The organism is Victivallis sp., from assembly GCF_048170485.1.
GTDB lineage: Bacteria > Verrucomicrobiota > Lentisphaeria > Victivallales > Victivallaceae > Victivallis.
This window is the reverse complement of sequence record NZ_DBEXAY010000259.1, coordinates 19,317-38,604: the sequence shown is the minus strand read 5'-3', so window position 1 is coordinate 38,604 and position 19,288 is coordinate 19,317. Positions and strand designations below refer to the sequence as shown.

The 19,288-nt window shown below is 64.7% G+C and carries 19 protein-coding genes; 1 reads left to right on the top strand and 18 read right to left on the bottom strand.

Annotated elements, in window-relative coordinates:
• The 4 genes from ACMLHG_RS13685 to ACMLHG_RS13670 all read right to left on the bottom strand — a co-directional run.
• The coding region (locus ACMLHG_RS13685) for an ATP-dependent helicase (protein WP_417170845.1) at positions 1 to 1,352 on the bottom strand (1,352 nt) is incomplete at its 3' end.
• Positions 1,353 to 1,372: 20 nt separating this feature from the next.
• A complete protein-coding gene (locus tag ACMLHG_RS13680) occupies positions 1,373 to 2,395 on the bottom strand; it encodes an MlaD family protein (RefSeq protein WP_294433626.1) in 1,023 nt (340 codons plus the stop codon).
• A 24-nt stretch (positions 2,396 to 2,419) separates the two neighbouring features.
• A complete protein-coding gene (locus tag ACMLHG_RS13675; RefSeq protein ID WP_417170844.1) occupies positions 2,420 to 3,244 on the bottom strand; it encodes an MlaE family ABC transporter permease in 825 nt (274 codons plus the stop codon).
• Positions 3,245 to 3,257: 13 nt separating this feature from the next.
• The gene (locus ACMLHG_RS13670; protein ID WP_295808143.1) at positions 3,258 to 3,794 is read right to left on the bottom strand and encodes a hypothetical protein; all 537 of its coding nucleotides are present in this window, start codon (positions 3,792 to 3,794) and stop codon (positions 3,258 to 3,260) included.
• A gap of 159 nt (positions 3,795 to 3,953) precedes the next feature.
• Between ACMLHG_RS13670 and dxs the strand changes: the two genes are divergently transcribed.
• Entirely contained in the window at positions 3,954 to 5,813 is a 1,860-nt protein-coding gene (gene dxs / locus ACMLHG_RS13665; protein ID WP_417170843.1) for a 1-deoxy-D-xylulose-5-phosphate synthase, read from the top strand.
• On the opposite strand, the gene larC is transcribed toward dxs, so the two are convergent.
• From larC to pheT, 14 genes are all read right to left on the bottom strand, one after another.
• Positions 5,802 to 7,115, bottom strand: coding sequence for a nickel pincer cofactor biosynthesis protein LarC (gene larC, locus ACMLHG_RS13660; protein WP_417170842.1), 1,314 nt, complete (start codon positions 7,113 to 7,115; stop codon positions 5,802 to 5,804). The genes dxs and larC overlap by 12 nt on opposite strands.
• 41 nt (positions 7,116 to 7,156) lie before the next feature.
• Positions 7,157 to 7,960: a metallophosphoesterase family protein gene (locus tag ACMLHG_RS13655; protein WP_417170841.1), complete on the bottom strand. Its 804-nt coding sequence runs from the start codon at positions 7,958 to 7,960 to the stop codon at positions 7,157 to 7,159.
• Positions 7,957 to 8,724, bottom strand: a complete 768-nt coding sequence (locus ACMLHG_RS13650; protein ID WP_417170840.1) for an ATP-binding protein — start codon at positions 8,722 to 8,724, stop codon at positions 7,957 to 7,959. The genes ACMLHG_RS13655 and ACMLHG_RS13650 overlap by 4 nt, the downstream gene beginning before the upstream one ends.
• A 4-nt stretch (positions 8,725 to 8,728) precedes the next feature.
• Positions 8,729 to 9,574 (bottom strand): peptide chain release factor N(5)-glutamine methyltransferase, encoded by an 846-nt coding sequence (prmC, locus tag ACMLHG_RS13645; protein WP_417170839.1) that lies wholly within the window; start codon positions 9,572 to 9,574, stop codon positions 8,729 to 8,731.
• Positions 9,571 to 9,816: a hypothetical protein gene (locus ACMLHG_RS13640; RefSeq protein ID WP_294433647.1), complete on the bottom strand. Its 246-nt coding sequence runs from the start codon at positions 9,814 to 9,816 to the stop codon at positions 9,571 to 9,573. The genes prmC and ACMLHG_RS13640 overlap by 4 nt, the downstream gene beginning before the upstream one ends.
• A 103-nt stretch (positions 9,817 to 9,919) precedes the next feature.
• A complete protein-coding gene (murJ, locus tag ACMLHG_RS13635; RefSeq protein WP_417170838.1) occupies positions 9,920 to 11,527 on the bottom strand; it encodes a murein biosynthesis integral membrane protein MurJ in 1,608 nt (535 codons plus the stop codon).
• A gap of 22 nt (positions 11,528 to 11,549) precedes the next feature.
• Positions 11,550 to 12,266, bottom strand: coding sequence for a pyridoxine 5'-phosphate synthase (locus ACMLHG_RS13630; protein WP_294433651.1), 717 nt, complete (start codon positions 12,264 to 12,266; stop codon positions 11,550 to 11,552).
• Between the two features lie 46 nt (positions 12,267 to 12,312).
• A complete protein-coding gene (locus ACMLHG_RS13625) occupies positions 12,313 to 13,119 on the bottom strand; it encodes a hypothetical protein (RefSeq protein WP_294433653.1) in 807 nt (268 codons plus the stop codon).
• Positions 13,116 to 13,781 carry a riboflavin synthase gene (locus tag ACMLHG_RS13620; protein ID WP_417170837.1) on the bottom strand — a complete coding sequence of 222 codons (666 nt, stop codon included), beginning with the start codon at positions 13,779 to 13,781 and terminating at the stop codon, positions 13,116 to 13,118. Before ACMLHG_RS13620 ends, ACMLHG_RS13625 begins: the two co-directional genes overlap by 4 nt.
• 5 nt (positions 13,782 to 13,786) lie before the next feature.
• Entirely contained in the window at positions 13,787 to 14,827 is a 1,041-nt protein-coding gene (gene ribD, locus ACMLHG_RS13615) for a bifunctional diaminohydroxyphosphoribosylaminopyrimidine deaminase/5-amino-6-(5-phosphoribosylamino)uracil reductase RibD (protein WP_294433657.1), read from the bottom strand.
• Between the two features lie 13 nt (positions 14,828 to 14,840).
• On the bottom strand, positions 14,841 to 15,779 hold the full coding sequence (ftsY, locus tag ACMLHG_RS13610; protein ID WP_295808164.1) for a signal recognition particle-docking protein FtsY: 939 nt from the start codon (positions 15,777 to 15,779) through the stop codon (positions 14,841 to 14,843).
• A gap of 10 nt (positions 15,780 to 15,789) precedes the next feature.
• Positions 15,790 to 16,296 carry a transcription antitermination factor NusB gene (gene nusB / locus ACMLHG_RS13605; RefSeq protein WP_294433660.1) on the bottom strand — a complete coding sequence of 169 codons (507 nt, stop codon included), beginning with the start codon at positions 16,294 to 16,296 and terminating at the stop codon, positions 15,790 to 15,792.
• A gap of 7 nt (positions 16,297 to 16,303) precedes the next feature.
• Complete coding sequence (gene ribH, locus ACMLHG_RS13600) at positions 16,304 to 16,792, bottom strand: 6,7-dimethyl-8-ribityllumazine synthase (RefSeq protein ID WP_294433662.1); 489 nt, start codon at positions 16,790 to 16,792, stop codon at positions 16,304 to 16,306.
• Positions 16,793 to 16,883: 91 nt separating this feature from the next.
• Positions 16,884 to 19,283 carry a phenylalanine--tRNA ligase subunit beta gene (pheT, locus tag ACMLHG_RS13595; protein WP_417170836.1) on the bottom strand — a complete coding sequence of 800 codons (2,400 nt, stop codon included), beginning with the start codon at positions 19,281 to 19,283 and terminating at the stop codon, positions 16,884 to 16,886.
• Positions 19,284 to 19,288: the final 5 nt, after the last annotated feature.

The following is a 19,288-nucleotide window of genomic DNA, read 5'->3' as shown; positions in this document are numbered from 1 at the left end:
TTCCGGAACTCCTCCTCGCCGAGCAGTTCGAACATCGCCCGATGCTTCGTCTTGCGGTGGAGTTTCAATGCGTCGACCGCCTTCTGCGCCAGTCCGCGCGGCGGCGTGCCGAGAATCCGCAGAAGACTCTGGTCATCGCGCGGATTGACCAGCAGTTTGAGGTAGGCGACCGCATCCTTGATTTCGCGCCGCTTGAAGAACTCCTGCCCGCCGACCAGCCGGTAGGGGACCCCCTGGCGCCGCAGCGTCTGTTCGAGCTGGCGCGACAGATGGTTCGACCGGTAGAGGATCGCGAAGTCACGGTAGTTGAGCTCCGGCTGCTGCTCCTTGAGCTGCTGGATCATGTTGCCGATGAACTCCGCCTCGGCCTCGCCGTTCTCCAGCGTGACCACCCGCACCGGTTCGCCCTCGCCGAGGTCGCTCCAGAGCCGTTTTTCGTGCCGCTTCTCGTTCAGCCCGATCACGGCATTGGCGGCGTTGAGAATCCGCGCAGTCGAGCGGTAGTTCTGCTCGAGTTTGACCACCTTCGCCCCCGGGAACTGCTCGGGGAAGCCGAGAATGTTGCTGATGTCCGCCCCGCGCCAGGAGTAGATGCTCTGGTCGTCGTCGCCGACCACGCAGAGGTTGCGGCGGTCGCCGGCGAGCTGTTTGACGATGGTGAACTGGGCCGCATTGGTATCCTGATACTCGTCGATCAGGAGATAGCGGTAGTGATCGCGGTAACGCTCGAGCACGTCGGGGTGTTCGGTGAAGAGCCGGTAGACCAGCATGAGCATGTCGTCGAAGTCGAGGGAGTTCTGCATTTCGAGCAACAGCTGGTACTCCTCGTAGATCTGGGCGGCGACCGATTCGAAGGTGGTGTCGGCGCTCCGCCGGGCCTCCTCCGGCTGGATCAGCCGGTTCTTCCAGCCGCTGATCATCGCCTGAACGGTCGAAAGCGGGAACTCCCCCTGCGCACAGCCGAGGGCGCCGGCCGCCTGCTTGAGCAGTCCCTGCTGGTCGGAGTCGTCGGCGATGGTGAAGGCGGGCAGATAGCCGAGTTTCGCAATCTCCCGCCGGAGGATGCGGATGCAGAACGAGTGGAAGGTGCCGAGCGTCACCCGGCGGGCGACGGCGGCATCGACCAGCGATGCGAGCCGTTCGCGCATCTCGCGCGCCGCCTTGTTGGTGAAGGTCATGCCGAGGATCTGCTCCGGCGGAATTCCGGAGCGGAGCATGTAGGCGATGCGATAGGTGATGACGCGGGTTTTGCCGGTTCCGGCGCCGGCGAGCACCAGCACCGGGCCGTCGATGGTGCCGGCGGCGGCGGCCTGTTCCGGATTGAGACAGGAGAGAATCGGATCTTTGGACATTTTGGCAACTCTCCTCCTGCTCATTCCGGCTGGACCGGCGTCTCCTGCCGGCCGCGGATGAACTGATTGGGATCGGCGCTCAGATTTTCCGCCAGCGTCGAAAGCTGTTTGAGCATGTTATCCAGCCGGGTGAGGCTCATCTCGAGCCGGAGACGCACCTCGCCGGCCTGCTCGCCCAGCTCCCGGCTGCCGGTGCGGGCGTCGGCGATCGCGGCGCGCGCCTCGGTGAGGAAGCCGTCGAAGTTCGCCATCGTCTCCGAAAGGGTCTTGCCGTTCAGCGAGGAACGGAACTCCTGAATTCCGGCGTCGAGGTTGTCGATCGAGCGGTTGAGCTTCGCCACGTTGCTGTCGGAGAGCACCGTCTGCAGGCGGGAGATGGAGTTTTCAAGATTGTTGCAGATCGTGTTGATGCTCTTGAGTGTGTTGCGCAGTTCGCTCTGGTTGAGCAGGCCGCTCATGTTGTCGAGCGTTTCGTTGAGCTTGTCGGCGAGCTGGATGAAGTTGACCTTTTCGAGTTCGTCGAGCATGCGGCTGATGTTCTGAATCGCGTTGCCGATGTGGGAGGGGCGCGACGGAATGTAGCTCACATCCGGCGGCGGCGTGATGTCCAGATGGGGTGTGGAGGGCTGGCTGGAGTCGTTGATCGAAAGCTCCAGATAGGAGCCGCCCATGATACCGGCGGCGTTGATGAAGCACATCATGTTCTTGCTGCGCATGAGAGCGGAGGCGTTGAGCGCATCGTATCCGTCGCCGTCGCTGTCCGGTTCCCCGGCCTCGACCGCGGAGGGGAAAATCTCGAAGTAGACCGCGATGAAACCGTCGCTCTCGCGCATCGCCATGCCGGTGATTCGGCCGACCGGCATGCCGAGATACTTGACCGGAGAACCGACCGCGAGCCCTTCCACCGAGGTGTTGAGCACCGTCATCGCCCGGTACTTCGGGGCGAAGATCTGCATGATTCCCGCGGAGAGGAATCCGACGATCAGGAGCGTGACTGCGATCAGCAGGAACGCCCCCAGTTTGAATTTATTCGCTTCATTCATGGTACAACCGTTTTCTCCGTTACGTTAGCTTGCGATGCCGAACAGCGAGGTGAGCAGGGCGTCCACGACGACGATGAGGAAAATCGCGATAACCACCGCACTGGTGGCCGCCCGGCCGATTCCCTGCGCGTCGCGTTCGGCGTAAAGTCCTTTCATACAGCCCACCGCCGCGACGATGACGCCGAAAACGACGCTCTTGGTCAACCCCTGCATGAGATCGATCGGCTGAATGATTTCAAAGGTTCTGGCGAAATACTCGGCGACCGAGACATGGAGCATGGAGCAGACGATCGCCATGCCGCCGACGATGCCGCAGACATCCGAGATGATGGTCAGCCCGGGCATGATGAGGATCATGGCGAGCAGTTTGGGCAGCAGCAGGAAGCGGCCGGTGTCGAAGCCGAGCGTCACCATGGCGTCGATCTCCTCGTCGGCCTTCATCGAGCTCAGTTCGGCGGCGAACGAGGAGCCGGTCCGGCCGGCGAGGACCACCGCGGTAACCAGCGGGGCAAGTTCGGTGACGATCACGGTGCCGACCAGGTTGACCACGTAGTTCTCCACCCCGAAGCGGCCGAGCTGGACAATCGCCTGAAACGCGAGAATCACGCCGATCAGAAAACCGAGCAGTGCGATGATCGGCATGGCGTCGCTCCCGCAGCTGTCCATGTAGTAGGCGACGCTTTTCCACTTGATCCGGCGGGGATGTGCCGCGGCCTGAAGGGCGGCGCGGCCGAGCTCACCGCCGAATCGGCAGAAGTGGCAGAACTCTTCGACCATGCCGATCGAGGAGTCCGCAATCTGCAGACAGAGCTCCCGGAAGGAGCGCGGGGTTTTCATCTTCATCGCCATCGGCAGTGCACCGTCACGGTTTGAAATTTCCGGCGGCGAGTTCCCCGGCGAGGCGGCGCACCGCTTCCGAAGCGGCGGCGGCGGTCGCTTCGGCGGAGTTCCCCTCCACCGGCACGGAGATGTCGAACCGCTTCATCCGCCCGGCGGCTCCGCCCGCGGGGCCGATTCTTCCGGCGAGGCGGAAGGTGCCGGCCTCGACATCCTGTTCAAAGCATTCGAGCGAGCCGGTCAGAATCACCGATTCGGCGCCGTTTCCGCCGGAGAGCGCCAGCGTGAGGGCGCGCGCCACCAGCTCTCCGGGCGGCAGTACCCAGCGGTTGTAGGGGTCGCCCGTCACCCGCCCCGCCGCGAGCCGCCGATGCAGGCGGACCCCGGAGGCCGACTCGTTGCGCAGTTCCAGCACGACCACCGGCTGTTTCGTCTCCACCGGCTTCACGACAAGATCGAATTCCGCGGTCTCCCGGTAGGGTTCAAACACGCATCCAGCCGTTGCCAGAAGGAGCGGCAGCAGCAAAAGAAGCGTCGGCAAACTGATCGATTTTTTTCTCATCCTGTTCCTCTGTATGGTTCCCTTTTTACTTTACATGAAAAGCGCATGAAATTCAAATTTACGGCCGATTATCTTCAACCGGAATTGCAAAAAAAACCTTTCGCGTTACATTATATCATTTATCGCAGGATCCGGAAACCGCATCGGGGGGAGTGAACCATGTATCTGGAAAAAATCCATTCGCCGGAAGAGCTTCGCCGCCTTCCTCCGGAGGAGCTGCCCGCCGTCGCCGCGGAGATCCGCGAACTGATCCTCGCCACGGTCAGCGAAAACGGCGGCCATCTCGCCTCCAATCTGGGCGCGGTCGAGCTGATTCTGGCGTTGCACTACTGTTTCGACACGCCCCGCGACCGGCTGCTGTTCGATGTGGGGCATCAGGCCTATACGCACAAGATTCTGACCGGGCGCCGGGAGTTCTTCCGGAGCCTCCGCCGCTGCGGCGGCTGTGCCGGATTCCCCGCCTCGTGGGAGTCGGCGGAGTACGACGTCGGCGCCTCGGGGCACGCCGGCACCGCGATCTCCACCGCGCTCGGCATCTCGGCGGCCAACGCGCTGGCGAAGAGTTCCGCGCGGGCGGTCGCGGTGGTCGGCGACGGGTCGCTCAACTGCGGCATCTCGCTCGAAGGGCTCAACAACGCCCACCGCGACGGCAGCAACCTCGTGGTGGTGCTCAACGACAACAAGATGTCGATCTCCGAGAACGTCGGCGGCCTCGCCTACTACCTCAACCGGCTGGTGATCGGTCCCCGCTACAACCGGCTGAAAACCGCCGCGAAACGGATGCTCATGACCCTGCCGCGCCACGAGACGATCCACCGGTTCATCCGGCGGCTGGAGGATGTGATCAAGAGTCTGATCCTGCCCGGGGTGGTCTTCGAAGAGCTGGGGTTCCGCTACATCGGCCCGATCAACGGCCACTCCCTGCCGGACCTGTTGCGCACCTTCCGCCAGGTGCGCGAATTTGAGGGGCCGGTGCTGGTTCACGTCGTCACCGAAAAGGGACACGGCTGTGAATTCGCCGTCCGCTCGCCCGAACGCTACCACGGCGTTTCCGGATTCGACCGCGCCACCGGGGAGCTGCGCGGCGGAAAGAAAATGACCTTCTCCCGCGCCTTCGGCGACGCGATGCTCGAACTCGCGAGCCGATACGACGATCTGGTCGCCATCACGGCGGCGATGGCCTCCGGCACCGGGCTGGAACCGTTCAGCCGGGCGTATCCCCGCCGCTTCTACGACGCCGGAATCGCCGAGGAGCACGCGGTCACCTTCGCGGCCGGACTGGCCGCCGCCGGACTCCGTCCGGTCTGCGCCATCTATTCGACCTTCCTGCAGCGCGCGCTCGACTGTATCTACCATGATGTGGTTCTGCCGCAGCTGCCGGTGATCTTCGCCATCGACCGGGCCGGCGCCGTCGAAGATGGTCCGACCCACCACGGGATCTACGACCTCGGATTTCTGCGCGCCATGCCGGGGCTGGTGATTCTCGCGCCCCGCTGTGAGGCGGAACTGCTCCCGATGCTGGAGTACGCCCGCTCGCTGGCCTCCCCGGTGGCGATCCGCTATCCGCGCGGCGGCACGCAGGAGGCGCCGGAATGCCCCGCCGCGCCGCTCGAAACCGGCCATGCGGAGATTCTGCGGGAAGGTTCCGGGCCGGTGCTCTGGGCGATGGGGCCGGAGTGCCGCACCGCGCTCGACGCGGCCGCTCTGCTCGAACAGGAACACGCCCTCGACTGCACGGTCGTCAACGCCCGCTTTCTCGCCCCGTTCGACCGGGAGCTGGCCCGGAAACTGGCGCCCGGCCGTCTGGTGGTTTCCATCGAAGATCATGTGGTGGTCGGCGGGCTGGGCTCCGCGCTCGACGAAGCGGTCGCCGGCCTCCCCTGCGCCGGAAGGCTCACCTTCGGCTGGCCCGCCGGAAAACCGGTTCCGCACGGCGCGGTCGCCGACCTGCGCCGCGCCGCGAAACTCACCGCCCGCGACATCGCGTCGCAGGTGGCGGAATTCGTTCTACACGTCTGACGGTTCGGCTTCGCCGAGCGCCTTCTCCGCCGCGTGCCAGGCCTCGAGGAAGGGGAGTCCGGCGGTTTCCGCCGCCTGTTTCACGCTCTCGTACTCGGGGTAACGGCGGACGATTCCGCCGAAGGAACAGCGCTTCGCCCGGACCGTGCCGAACGGGAGCTTCACCTCGACAACTTCGCGCTCCATGACGGTCCGTTCGACCGGATACTTTCGCACTCCGATGGTGGTGGTACTGCGGAAGAGGATCTCCTCGAAGCAGGGCACCTTCGCCGCGTCAGCGATCACCCGGAGCAGCCAGGCGGGCCGGTTCTTCTTCATGAAGCAGGGGAGAAAGTGGACATCCCGCGCCCCCGCCTTCAACAGCAGTTCCATCGCGTTGCCCAGCGTCTCGCCGGTGGAGTCGTCGATGTTGCACTCGATCACCTGAATTGCCTCCGGCGCGGACTCTTCGCGCAACAGCATCGCCCGCAGCAGGTTCGCCCGGCCGACGTCGCGCTTGCCAAGCCCGATGCCGACCTTTTCGACCGTATAGAGCTCCGGCAGAGCCGTCCGGGTCCGGAGCGCGGCGGCGATCGCGATGCCGGTCGGCGTCACCAGCTCTCCCCGGCAGGCGGAGGGGCGCAGTGCGATGCCGTACTTCCGGGCGATGTTCAACACCGCCGGCACCGGGACCGGCAGTTCGCCGTGCTGACAGCGGACAAATCCGGAGCCTTCGGTGAGCCCGGTCACCACACACTCCTCGATGCCGAGATCATCCGCCAGCACCGCCGCCGCGACGATGTCGACGATCGAATCGACTGCGCCGACCTCGTGAAAGTGCACCTCCTCCACCGGACAGCCGTGTGCTTCGGACTCCGCCTCCGCGATGATCCGGAAGATTCTCTTCGCCAGCTCCCGGGCGCGGTCGCTCATCTCCCCCCGGTCGATCACCGCATACACATCGGCGAGATTCCGGTGTTCGTGAGGGTGAACATGCTCATGATGTTCCTGCTCCTGCTCATGGTGGCCGTGCCCGTGGTCATGCGGATGCCCGTGGTCGTGCTCATGGTGGTCGTGCCCGTGGTCATGGTCATGGTCATGCTCATGGTCATGATCGTGATGATCGTGCAGAATCACGTCGAAATCACATCCGGCGATGCCGCAGGAACACTTCCGCGACACGCCGTAATGGAATTCCTCCAGACGGAGGCTGGCAAGGACCGCGTCGAGCTTCTCCCGGCTGCCGCCGAGGTCGAGCAGTGCGGCGACGGTCATATCGCCGCTGATTCCGGATGCGCCTTCGAGATAAAGAATGGGTTTCATCGTCAGATCCTCCCCTTGTGTTGTTGCCTTCCTCACCGGAACTAGAGGGCGATGGTCCGGTAGTGGAACCGGTTCTCCGATTCGCTGTAGTCGATCTCGACCATGCTGCCGTTGCGGGTGACCGAACCGGCACAGCATTCGCCCCGGCCGGAGTCATCCACCTCGAGATAGGGCTTGTGAACGTGTCCGCAGAGCGAGAGATCGAGCTGATGACTCCGGAGCAGTTCGAGCAGCCGCTGCTGGCCGAAGAGCCGGTGACGCACCCGCAGAATCGGATGGTGTTCGATCATCGGATAGTGCGAGACGAGAATCCGCGGCCCTTTCCGGGGCGCGCCGCACTCGCGCACGATGTACTCCGCGTCGCGCGGATCGACGAATCCCCACGAACAGAGCAGATTCGACGGGCGGCTGCAGTTGAGCAGCAGGAACTCCACCCCGGCGTATTCGCGGACGACCGGGAGGTCGCCGAACCGGTAATCCCCCCGGGTGAGATATTCGACCATTTCATTGACCGCCTTCACGCACTTCGGCCGCTTCACATAACAGTCGTGATTCCCCGGCAGGTAGATCAGCGGAATCGACGAATCCCGCAGCGGGCGCAGAATCGGCCGCACCAGCTCGAACTCCCCCGGCTGGCCGGTGCTGGTCAGGTCGCCGGTGCAGACCGCCACATCCGGCTTCGTGTCGAGAATGTAGCGGACCGCGTTCTCCAGCTTGGTCATGTCGTGGCGGAACTTCCGGCGGAAGTTGTAGTTGAACACCCCCACCCAGCGTTTGTCGATATAGGCGAGAAGATCCTCCGCGGGGCCGCCCGCATGAGGGTCCGAGAAGTGAACGATCTTCATGGTTCGTTTCCTTGTTGTTCCGATTGAAAGAGATAACGTGGATCCAGCAGATGTTCCGCCTCAATCCGCCCGAGCGAACTGCAGAAGTTCGAGCGCAGGTTGGGAATCCGCTCCGCGAGCTCATCCACCAGCTTCCGGAAGAAGACACGGTCCCCCTCCTCCAGCTGCGATTCATACTGACAAATCCCCGCCCGCGGCAGCTCCCACACGCTCACCGCCTCGCGGATCAGCGCCTCCGGCGCCAGCACGAACGGCCGGATCACCCGGAGGTTCCCCTCGTGCGTCGCCACGTTCGGCCCCATCGTCGACAATCCCTGCCCCCGGCAGAGGCTCATCAGAAAGGAGGCGGCGATGTCGTCGAAATGCTGCCCGAGCGCCAGCTTGCCGCAGCCGAGTTCGGCGGCGAGTCCGGAGAGCTTCCCCCGCCGCAGTCGCGAACAGAGCACGCAGGGCGCCCCGGTGAACCGCTTCTCCTCGAGAATCTGCGCAATCGGCAGAGAGACCGTGTGATGCTCCCAGTTCCGCTCCCGGCAGTAGGCGCGGATTCCCTCCAGATTGAACTCCGGGAATCCCGGGTCGAAGGTGGCCGCGATCACCTCGAACCGTACCGGCGCCCGGCGGCGCAGTTCGTGCAGCACATGCAGCAGCGCGAAGCTGTCCTTGCCGCCGGAGAGGCCGACCAGCACCCGGTCGCCTTCGCCGATCATCCGGAAGCGGCCGATCGCCTCGACCGTCAGTTTGCAGAGTTTCCGGCAGGGGTCCATGGCGTCATCCGTTCCGGCGGGCGGCGACGAACCGGTCGCGGCGGGTGTAGTCCTGTATCACTTCGATTCCGGCGAACGCTCTGGTTTCGGCGAGCATCCGCTCCAGGCGCGGCGCCTGCGGCGGCGAAAGTTCGAAAATCGCCCTCCCGCCCGGCGTCAGAAATCCGGCAAGATCCCGCACCGCCCGGGCGATCAGCGCCATGCCGCCGTCTCCGGCGACCAGCGCGAGGCGCGGCTCGAACTCCCGCACCTCCGGCGACAGCGCAGGATACTCCTCCTCGGTCACGTAGGGCAGATTGGCCGCGACCAGATCGAATTTCTCCCCCGCGACGGCGGAAAAGAGGTCCGATTCGAGCAACCGGACCCGTTCCAGACAGTAACGGCGGCGGTTCCGCTCCGCCACCCGGAGTGCGGCGGGCGAAAGATCGACGCCGGTCACCGAAACATCCGGACGCATCGCGGCGACCGACAGCGCAATCGCCCCGGAACCGGTGCCGAGATCGAGCAGAGCCCCGCCCTGCGGCAGGTGACGCACCGCCCATTCGACCAGCAGTTCGGTCTCGGGGCGGGGAATCAGAACGTCGCCGTTCACCTCCAGCTCCAGATCCATGAAAGCGGCCCGGCCGGTCAGGTATTGCAGGGGTTCGCGGGCGGCGCGGCGCTCCGCCAGGCGGAGAATGCTCCTCTCGAGCGGCTCCGGAACCGGCTCCTCCCCCCGGAGAAAGAGTTCGGCACGGGGGAATCCGGCGATCTCCGCGATGAGCCGTTCGGCGTCGACGGCGGGAGTTTCCACCCCGGCGGCAAGGAACATTCCGGCCAGCTGCTGCCGCAGTTCGCGGAAACAGCTCATCGCTCCGAAGCCTCCCGCACCAGGTCGGCGAACTCCTCCGGCGAGACATCCCGCAACTGTTTGCCTTTGCGGGCGAGCTTTTCGTTGACCTTGATCGCCGTTTCGGTCATCCGGTCATGGGTCTCCTCCGAGCCGCCGATCAGGCAGAAATTATCGCCGCGGGTCACCCGTTTGTGCCCGTCCTGATTATCCAGCCCGACCCCGAGCATCATGGCGTCTCTTGTATCGTCGTTGTTCTTCATTGCGCCTCTTTTGTTTGACGATACTATACAGCGAACCGGCGGAAAATTCCACTCCGCCGGCCAAAGAAAACCGCAAAGAGCCTCTCTTTCTCCCGCAACTCCGTCAGGAACGATGCCGGAGCATCCCGAAAAATTCCCGGGGCTCCTCGGTGCGGAAGAGCAGATGCAGTCCGAAATATCCGCCGCAGAAGCAGAGCGCCAGCACGCAGAACGCCGGGAACTCCCCGACAAAGCGGAAGCTCAGATACTCCCGCAACAGCGGGTAAGCAAAGAAGAGCGGCACCCCGACCGCGAGCGAAAACAGCAGAGCCCGGAGAAACGCGCCGAACATCCTCCTCCCCTGAAGCGCAAACCCCTCCCGGTGGAGGCAGGTGAGCAGAATCGCATTGTTCAGCATCGACGAAAGTACCGTCGCCAGCGCGATTCCCCCCTGCTTCAGCGGCCACATCAGAATCAGATTGAGCACGATGTTCGCCGCGATCGACAGGAGCGAGGAGTAGAGCGGAATCGTCATGATCTTCCGCGCGTAAAAGACCGGCAGAACCACCTTGAGCACGCAGAACGACGGGATCCCCGCGCCGTAGAAAATCGCCACCATCCGGGTGGCCAGCAGGTCGCTTTCGGTGTAGTTTCCGCCGAGGCAGAGCATCCGGATCAGCGGCTCCCAGAAGAGCACCACCCCGACCCCCATCGGGATGCAGAGAAAGTAGACGTGGCGCAGACTGAAAAGGAGATCGCCGCACAGCTCCTCCTGATCCCCCCGGGCGGCGGCACGCGCCATCCCCGCCATCAGCACCGAACCGAGCGAGATGGCGAAGATTCCGATCGGCAGATCGACAATCCGGTCGACGTTGGTCAGCGCCGGAACCGCCTGCGGCCCGAGCCAGATGGCCAGCGTGCGGTCGACCAGAAAACTGATCTGAAGCGCCGCGCCGCCGATCATGCCGGGCAGTACCAGCTTGCAGAGCTGGCGGAGCACCGACCAGTCGGCGAAACTTTTCCGCCCGAGCAGCGGGAAGCGTCCGTACCGCCAGAGCAGCACCAGCACAAACCCGAGCTGAATCGCCCCGGAGAGCAGTACCAGCACCGCGAGGGCCGAAAGAAACTGCGGCAGCTCCTCCTCCGGCACCGCCAGCAACCGGGCGACGACGAGTCCGCCGATCAGGAAGAGGTTCAGCAACAGCGCTCCGAGCGCGGGCAGAACGAACACCCGCCGGGTGTTGAGCACCGCCCCCACCACGCCGACCAGACAGATGAAAAACGCATAGGGCATCAGCAGCGGCAGCAGGTGGAGCGCCAGCTGAATCCGTTCGGTTCCGAGGATGGGGAACCGTTCCGCGACGCCGGGGAGTTCCGACAAATTGCGCAGTCCGATCGCACCACCGGCGACCAGCACCACGATCAGCGCGAGAACCCCGCTCAGCACCGAAAAGATCACCGCAAGATCGCGCCGCACCTTCTCCGGACCGGCGTCGTTCTCGGTCTGGGTGACCAGCGGGATCAGCGCCGTGCCGAGCGCCCCTTCCCCGAGCAGACGCCGGAAGAGGTTCGGAATCGCAAAGGCGAGAAACCAGGCGCTGGCGACACTGCCGCCGCCCAGCACCCGCGCCTCGCACATGACACGGACCAGCCCGAGCACGCGGCTGAGCAGCGTGGCGATCGAAACGCCGAACGAGCTTTTCAGGATGCCGAGCCGGCTCTTCTCCGTCATGAAACCTCCCCCAGGACGGGCATCAGCCGCGGTACGCCTGCATCCGCTGGACCATCTCCCGCACCGCCTGCACCATGCCGACCATGATGGCCCGCCCGACGATCGAGTGGCCGATGTTCAGCTCGCACAGGTGCGGCACGGTCAGAATTCCGGCGATGTTCTCATAGTCGATGCCGTGCCCGGCGTTGACCCGCAGTCCGGCCGCATGGGCGAACTCCGCGGCCAGCTTCAGCCGTTCCAGTTCGGCGGCGCGCGCCTCGCCGGCCGCATTCGAATAGGTTCCGGTGTGCAGTTCGACATAATCGGCCCCGGCGGCGGCCGCGGCGGCGAGCTGCGGCTCTTCCGGGTCGATGAAACAGCTCACCACGATGCCGGCCCCCTTGAGCCGGGCGACCGCCTCGCGGATCTTCTCCGGCTGACCGGCGACGTCGAGACCGCCTTCGGTGGTCAGTTCCGCCCGCTTCTCCGGCACCAGACAGCAGCTGTGCGGACGGACCCGCACGGCGATTTCCAGCATCTCCGGCGTGACCGCCATCTCCATGTTGAGACGGTGCACCCGGGCAACAAGCGCTTCGATGTCGCGGTCCTGAATGTGCCGCCGGTCCTCGCGCAGATGCGCGGTGATCCCCCAGGCGCCGCCCTCTTCGGCGAGCAGTGCCGCCTCGAGCGGCGAAGGACGTTCCGCCAGCCGCGCCTGACGCACGGTGGCGACATGATCGATATTGACTCCGAGATTCATGAGTAGACTCCTTTCCCCTCCGGTCAAGGAAGGTGAAATTTCATTTTCAAGCGATTCCGGCGCCGCTCCCGGCGCCATCGAAGAACAGTTCCCGCTGGATCACCTCCGGCGCGCCGCCCTCCAGCTGGGCCGCCAGCTCCGCAAGCCGGAGCCGGTCCGGCGGCCCGGAGGGGACGAACACCAGCCGGCGCGGCACGGTGCTGTTTCCATCGGAATCCTCCGGTGCAAATGCCCGGAACGAAGCATATTCCAGCGGTTCCGCACAGCGCAGCCGCCAGTAGGAGCTGTGAAAGCGAAGCGCCTCCGGCAGACGGCTCCCCTCCGGGAACGGCTCCTCCAGATCCACCTCCAGAGCCAGCCCCAGCCGGGGATAGAGCAGGTCGCGCAACTGCCGCACGTACCGCGCCGCGTCCTCTCCGGCGGCGAAATCGATCCGCACCGGGAAGCGCAAGGTCATGCGGAACTCCTCCAGAATTCCATAACAGCCGCGCAACAATGTGCGCAAGTGCCGGCCGTACTCCGGCTCCGCAACGGCGCGGGAAAAATCAAAATCAGCCGTGAGCTCCGACACCCGCAGTTCCGACGCCCGGCGGCACCGTTCGCGGAAGAGCCGCATGAACTCCAGCCGCACCGGCAGATCCGCCTCCGCCACCCGGCGGGCCAGCTCCGGCGCAACCACGTCGGCGACCCCCAGCGTAAGCCCCCGCACCGGCTTGAGCAGACGCTTACGAATCGCCGCCACATCGAGCAGTTCGCCCGGAAGTTCAATCCGTTCAAACGGGGCGGGCAGAGAATCCGGCAGCTGTTCGAACGCAGTTTCGCTGCCCGGCTCGACGGCGAACAATGATTTCATAGAAACCCCGCCTGACGCAGTGTCTCCATCGAAATCGACGAACCGGAGCGGCGCTCCGTTTCCCCCGCCGCACCGCCGTCGCGCAGGGCGAGCTGACGGAGCACATATTTCCCGATGAGATCGCCCTCGAGGTTGACCAGCGTCCCCGGCGTCCGCCCGGCGAGCGCCGTCTCAGCGCGGGTCACCGGAATCAGCCGCACCGCGAACGACCCCTTCTCCACCCGCACCACCGTGAGAGAAACACCGTCGATGGCGATGCTGCCCTTCTCCACCACCTCGGGTGCAAGCAGTTCGGGCAGTTCCACCACCAGTTCGAAATCCCCGTCGGCGCACCGGGTGAAAGAGAGCACTGCGGCGACACTGTCGATATGCCCGGAAACCAGGTGCCCGCCGAGCCGGTCGCCCAGCCGGAGCGCCCGCTCCAGATTGACCAGACTGCCGATCGGCAGACGGCCGAGATTGGTCCGGTCGAGGGTCTCCGCCAGCGTGAAGAATTCCAGCGTCCCGTCCGGGAAATCCCGCTCCAGCGTCAGACAGCAGCCGTTCACCGCGACACTCTCCCCGAACTGCGGCGATTCGAAGCGCCGCGCGGGACGAACCCGGATGTGTTCTCCGCTGCGTCCGACCAGTTTGCCGACCGATTCCACCAGACCCGTAAACATCGCTGTCACTCCTTGAGAAATCCGGAGATGGCGATATCCTCTCCGTAATGGGTCACCTTGACCCGGTGCAGTTTCCGCGCCAGCGCCATCGAATCGGGATCGTCACCGCCCAGCACCGGACGGCTGTCCCGCCCGCCGAGCAGTTTCGGCGCGATATGAAACTCCACGTAATCGACCACACCGGCGTTGAGCGCCGACGCGGCAAGCTCCCCGCCCCCCTCGATGAGCAGGCAGGTGATGTTGCGCAACCCCAGATGATCGAGCAGCATGCCCCAGTCATCCGCCACATTCAGCTGAACCAGTTCCGCGTTGCCGTCGGGGAAGTACGCCGCCAGCTCCTCCTCGTCCATGCTGCGGCTGGCGATCAGCCGCAACGGCTGGCAGGGCCAGGAGTCCGGTTCGCGCACCGTCAGCGCCGGATGATCCCGCCGCACCGTCTCGCCGCCGACCATCACCGCATCGGCGAGACGACGGAGCTGCTGCACCCGCCGCCGCGCCTCCGGCCCGGTGATCCACTTGGACTCCCCGTCCGCCGTGGCGATTTTGCCGTCGAGCGTCATCGCCATCTTCAGAATGACCAGCGGCCGCCCGGTGGTGATCCAGCAGAAGAAAGGCTGATTGATCTCACTGCAGGCGTTGCGCTCCACGCCGACCGTGACCTCGATGCCGGCTTCGCGGAGCAGTTCCACCCCGGCGCCGGAGTGCTTCGGATTCGGATCGAGCGCGCCGATCACCACCCGCCGGATTCCGGCCTTCTTGATCGCTTCGGTGCACGGACCGGTCCGGCCGTGGGTCGAACAGGGTTCGAGCGTCACATACATCGTGCTGCCCGCCGGATCGATCCCATGCTTCGCCACGTCGCGCAGCGCGTTGATTTCGGCGTGCGCCTCCCCCGCCTTGCAGTGGTAGCCGCGGCCGATGATCTCGCCGTCGCGGACGATCACCGCGCCGACCATCGGATTCGGACTGGTCAATCCCCAGCCCATGCGGGCGAGCGCGAGCGCTTCGTGCATGAATTCCCGATCCGTTCTGGATGTCTCGTTCATATTCCTCTCGGGGTTATGGTTCAGAAGACGCCTCTTCACCGAAGAGCGCATCCGTAAAGTATTCCGGACTGAAGGGCTGGAGATCCTCCGGCTGTTCGCCGAGGCCGATGAAGAAGGTCGGCAGTTCGAACTCCTGATGGAGCGCGACCACCATTCCTCCCTTGCCGGTGCCGTCGAGCTTGGTCAGCACCAGCCCGGTCACGCCGGCCGCCCGGGTGAACTCCCGGGCCTGGCTGATCACGTTGGCCCCCAGCGTGGAATCCACCGTGAGCCACACCTCCTGCGGCGCTCCGGGGAACACCTTCTCCACCGAACGGCGGATTTTGGCGAGCTCCTCCATCAACCCCTTCTGGTTGTGCTGCCGCCCGGCGGTGTCGATCAGCAGAAAATCCGCATTCCGGGCGATCGCCGCCTGCGTCGCGTCGTAGGCGACGCTCGCCGGGTCCGCTCCGTGTCTGGACGAAACCACCTGACAGCCGGTTCGCTCTCCCCAGAGCTGAAGCTGTTCCACCGCCGCCGCCCGGAAGGTGTCGCAGGCGGCCAGAATCACCTTCTTCCCCTCGCCGTGCAGCCGCGCCGCCAGCTTGCCGATGGTGGTGGTCTTGCCGCTGCCGTTGACGCCGACCATCAGAATCACCGTCGGCCGCCCCGGCTCCGCATAGTGGATCTCCCGGCTCCGGGAGCTCAGAATCTCCCGGACCGTGCCGGCCGCCACACGCACCAGATCGGCATTGGTGGCGATTTCGCCGCGCTCGTAGCGGTCGCGGATGTCGCCGACAATCCGCAACGACGCGGGCACGCCGAAATCCGCCGCGATCAACAGCGCCTCAAGCTCCTCGAAGGAGGCCGCGCTGTGCGCCTTGATGCCGGTAAAGATGCCGGTGATGCTCCGCGTCACCCGGGTGGCGGTCTTTTCCAGTCCGCGCTTGAAGATGGAGAAGATCGATTTCATGAGAGCAACCTCACTCCTTTGCCGCTTTTTCGCCGCGCGGCGCACGCTTCAGGGTGTCTTTGACGCCGTTGAGGACGCCGTTGATGAAATTCCCGGCCGTCTCGCCGGAGTAGTCCCGGGCGATCTCCACCGCCTCATCGATGCTCACCACCGGCGGAACCGCGTCGAAGTAGAGCATCTCCGCCACCGCAATCCGCATGATGTTGCGGTCGACCAGCGAGAGCCGGTCCCAGTCCCAGTGCTCCGAACGCTTCCGGATCGTCTCATCGATCTCGTCGCGGTGAACCGCAACCGTCGTGTAAAGCTCCGTGGCATACTCCCGCCCCTTGCGGGCGAACCGGTTCTCATGAAGTCCGTGCTCGTCGCGCACCTCGTCGAAGAAGAGGTCGAACCCGGCCGCATCCGGCAGTTCCCCCCGCATGTCACAGCGGAAAAGATACTGCATCGCCAGTTCCCGGCCGAGCCGTTTCGCGTGCGGCCGCCCCGCGGCCTGCTCTTTGTTTTCGTCGTCGAACATAGGTGCCTTACCGGATCGCTTTGTTCAGATTGGCCATTTCGATCGCCGCGAGCGCGGCATCGACGCCCTTGTTGCCGGCCTTGGTGCCGCTGCGTTCGATCGCCTGTTCGAGATTGTCCGCGGTGATCATGCCGTAGGTGACCGGAATTCCGAACTCCAGCCCGAGCTGGGCGAGGCTCTTCGCCACCTCGGAGTTGATGTATCCGGCATGCGGGGTCGCCCCCTGAATCACCACGCCGAGCGCGAGAACCGCGTCGAACTTCTTCTCCGACTGCAGCAGCCGCTTGACCGCGAAGGGAATCTCATAGGAACCGGGCACGTAGGCCACGCTCACCGACTCCGCTTTTCCGCCGTGGCGGACGATCGCATCCATCGCGCCTTCGAGCAGCTTGCTCACGAAAAAGTCGTTGAACCGGGCGCAGACGATTCCGAACTTGAGCCCCCGGGCATCGAGCATCCCCTCGTAAATGGTGCCCGCCACTTTGTTGTTCGCCATCGCAAACCTCCAGACAATATGAAATGTTCTATTCTCTTCTTATGTTCAAACGGCTCCCGGCGCCGAACGCCGGAAGCCGGACCGATCCCCGTCAGCGAAGCTCCACCTTGAGCTCCGAAGCCAGTCGGGTACGCAGTTTCTCGAACCGGGCGTTGACCTCCGCATCGGTGAGCGTCCGCTCCCGGTTGCGGAAGATCAGCGCGTAGGCCATGCTCTTCTTGTGCTCGGCCTTCAGCTTGTCGTCGACGAAGACGTCGAACACCTGCGCCGATTCCAGATCCGGCAGCTTGCACTTGCGGATGAATTCGAGAATGTCCGCATTCGAGAGCGTTTCGTCGGCCACAAACGCCACGTCGCGCTCCGTCGCCGGGAAGAGCGGGAACGGCACATAGTACCCGGTGCCGTGGTCGGCGGCCAGAATCACATCCACCTCCAGCTGCGCCGCGAACACCGGATAGGTGGTGCGCCAGCCGCGGGTCAGGTCGGCGGCCAGTTCGCCGAAGGCGCCCGCCTTCTTCCCTTCGATCCACACCTCGGCGGCGTGGCCGGGCCGGAACCGGGCGTCCTCCGCCGGCACGAACCGGTAGCGTTTCACCCGCGCCAGTTCAAACAGCGTCTCCAGCGCGCCCTTGAGGTCGTAGAAGTCGTATTCCAGCTTCCGTTCGCCGGAGTACCGCTCCGGCGAACGCTGCCCGGTGAGCACCATGCACAGCTCGAACCGCTCCTCCGGGAAGAGCTCCGGATTGCCGCAGAACACCTTGCCGATCTCGAAGAGCCGCAGATTGAGGTTCCGGCGCGAAATGTTCCGCTCGATCGTGCCGAGCATCTCGCCGAGCAGCCCCGGCCGGAGCACCGCCAGCTCCAGGCTCAGCGGATTCGACAGCTCAATCAGGTCCTCCCGCCGGAACCGCCGGTCCGCCAGCGCCGAATTGACGTTGACCATGCTGTAGTGCATGCACTCGTAGAACCCGGTCTCGATCACCTTGTCGCGCAACCCCTGCAGTCTCCAGTAGGTGTCCTCCCCGATGGAGTGGCAGAGCTTGCCGTCAACCGGAATTTCCGGGATCTTGTCCAGCCCGTGAATCCGGGCCACCTCTTCGGCGAGGTCCGCTTCGCGCGAGAGATCGAGCCGGAAGAGCGGCGCCGTCACCCGGCATCCCGTTTCGGTCACTTCGTCCACCTTCAAATGGAGCCGCCGCAGAATGTCGACAATCCGTTCGTTGGAGACCTCCGTGCCGATCAGGGCGCGGATCCGGTCGAACCGGCAGGGAATCACCTTCTCCTCCGGGCGGCCGCTGTTGACATCCACCTTCTCCGAAGCAAGTTCGCCGCCCGCGGTCTCCAGAATCAGCTGCACCGCGCGGTCGGAGGCGACCGCACACATGTCGAAATCCACCCCGCGCTCGAACCGGTAGCTCGAATCGCTGGAGATCCCCAGCTCGCGGCTGGTCGCCCGGATGTTCGAGGGCAGGAAGAGCGCGCTTTCGATCAGCACGTCGGTGGTCGCGTCGGTCACGCCGGAGTACTCGCCGCCCATCACGCCGGCCAGCGCCATCGGCTTCGCCGCATCGGCGATCACCAGGTGGCGGGGTTCGAGCGTCAATTCCTTGCCGTCCAGCGTGACGATCTTCTCGCCGGACTTCGCCCGGCGGGCGACCACCCGGCCGCCTTCGAGCTTCGCCAGGTCAAAGGCGTGCAGAGGCTGCCCCAGCTCCATCAGCACGAAGTTGGTGACGTCCACGATGTTGTTGATCGACCGCAGGCCGACGCTCTCCAGGCGCTCGCGCATCCACTTCGGGCTGGGGCCGACCTTGACGTTGCGGATCACCCGCCCGATATAACGGGGGCAGAGATCCGGTGCTTCGACCGTCACCAGATTCGGCGCGGGGATATTGCACTCCGGCACCTTGATCTCCGGCAGTTTCGCCTCCACCCCGAAGAGGCAGGAGACGTCGCGCGCAATTCCCCACATCGACAGCCAGTCGGGGCGGTTCGGCGTCACTTCCACCTCAATCCGGGTGTCACCCGGGTAGAGCTTCTCCACCGGGGTTCCGAGCTTCAGCGAGGAGTCGAGAATCATCAGCCCCTCGTGGTTGTCGGAGAACCCCAGCTCCTTCTCGCTGCACATCATGCCCATCGATTCGACGCCGCGCAGCTTCGACTTCTTGATCTTGAAATCCCCTTCCGGCGTGTGGAACACCGTGCCGATCAACGCCACCGGAACCGTATTGCCCGCGTCGCAGTTCGGCGCGCCGCAGACGATCTGCAGCGGTTCGCCCTGCCCGACATCCACCTTGCAGACCGACATGTGGTCCGAATCCGGGTGGGGTTTGCGTTCGAGAATCCGGCCGACCACCACACCGGCGGGAACGGTGCCCGCCGACTCGACCGCTTCCACCTCGATGCCGGCCATCGTCAGCTTGTCGCAGAGCGTCGGAATGTCGCAGTCAACCGCGACGTACTGCGTCAGCCAGTTACGTGAAATATCCATTTGAA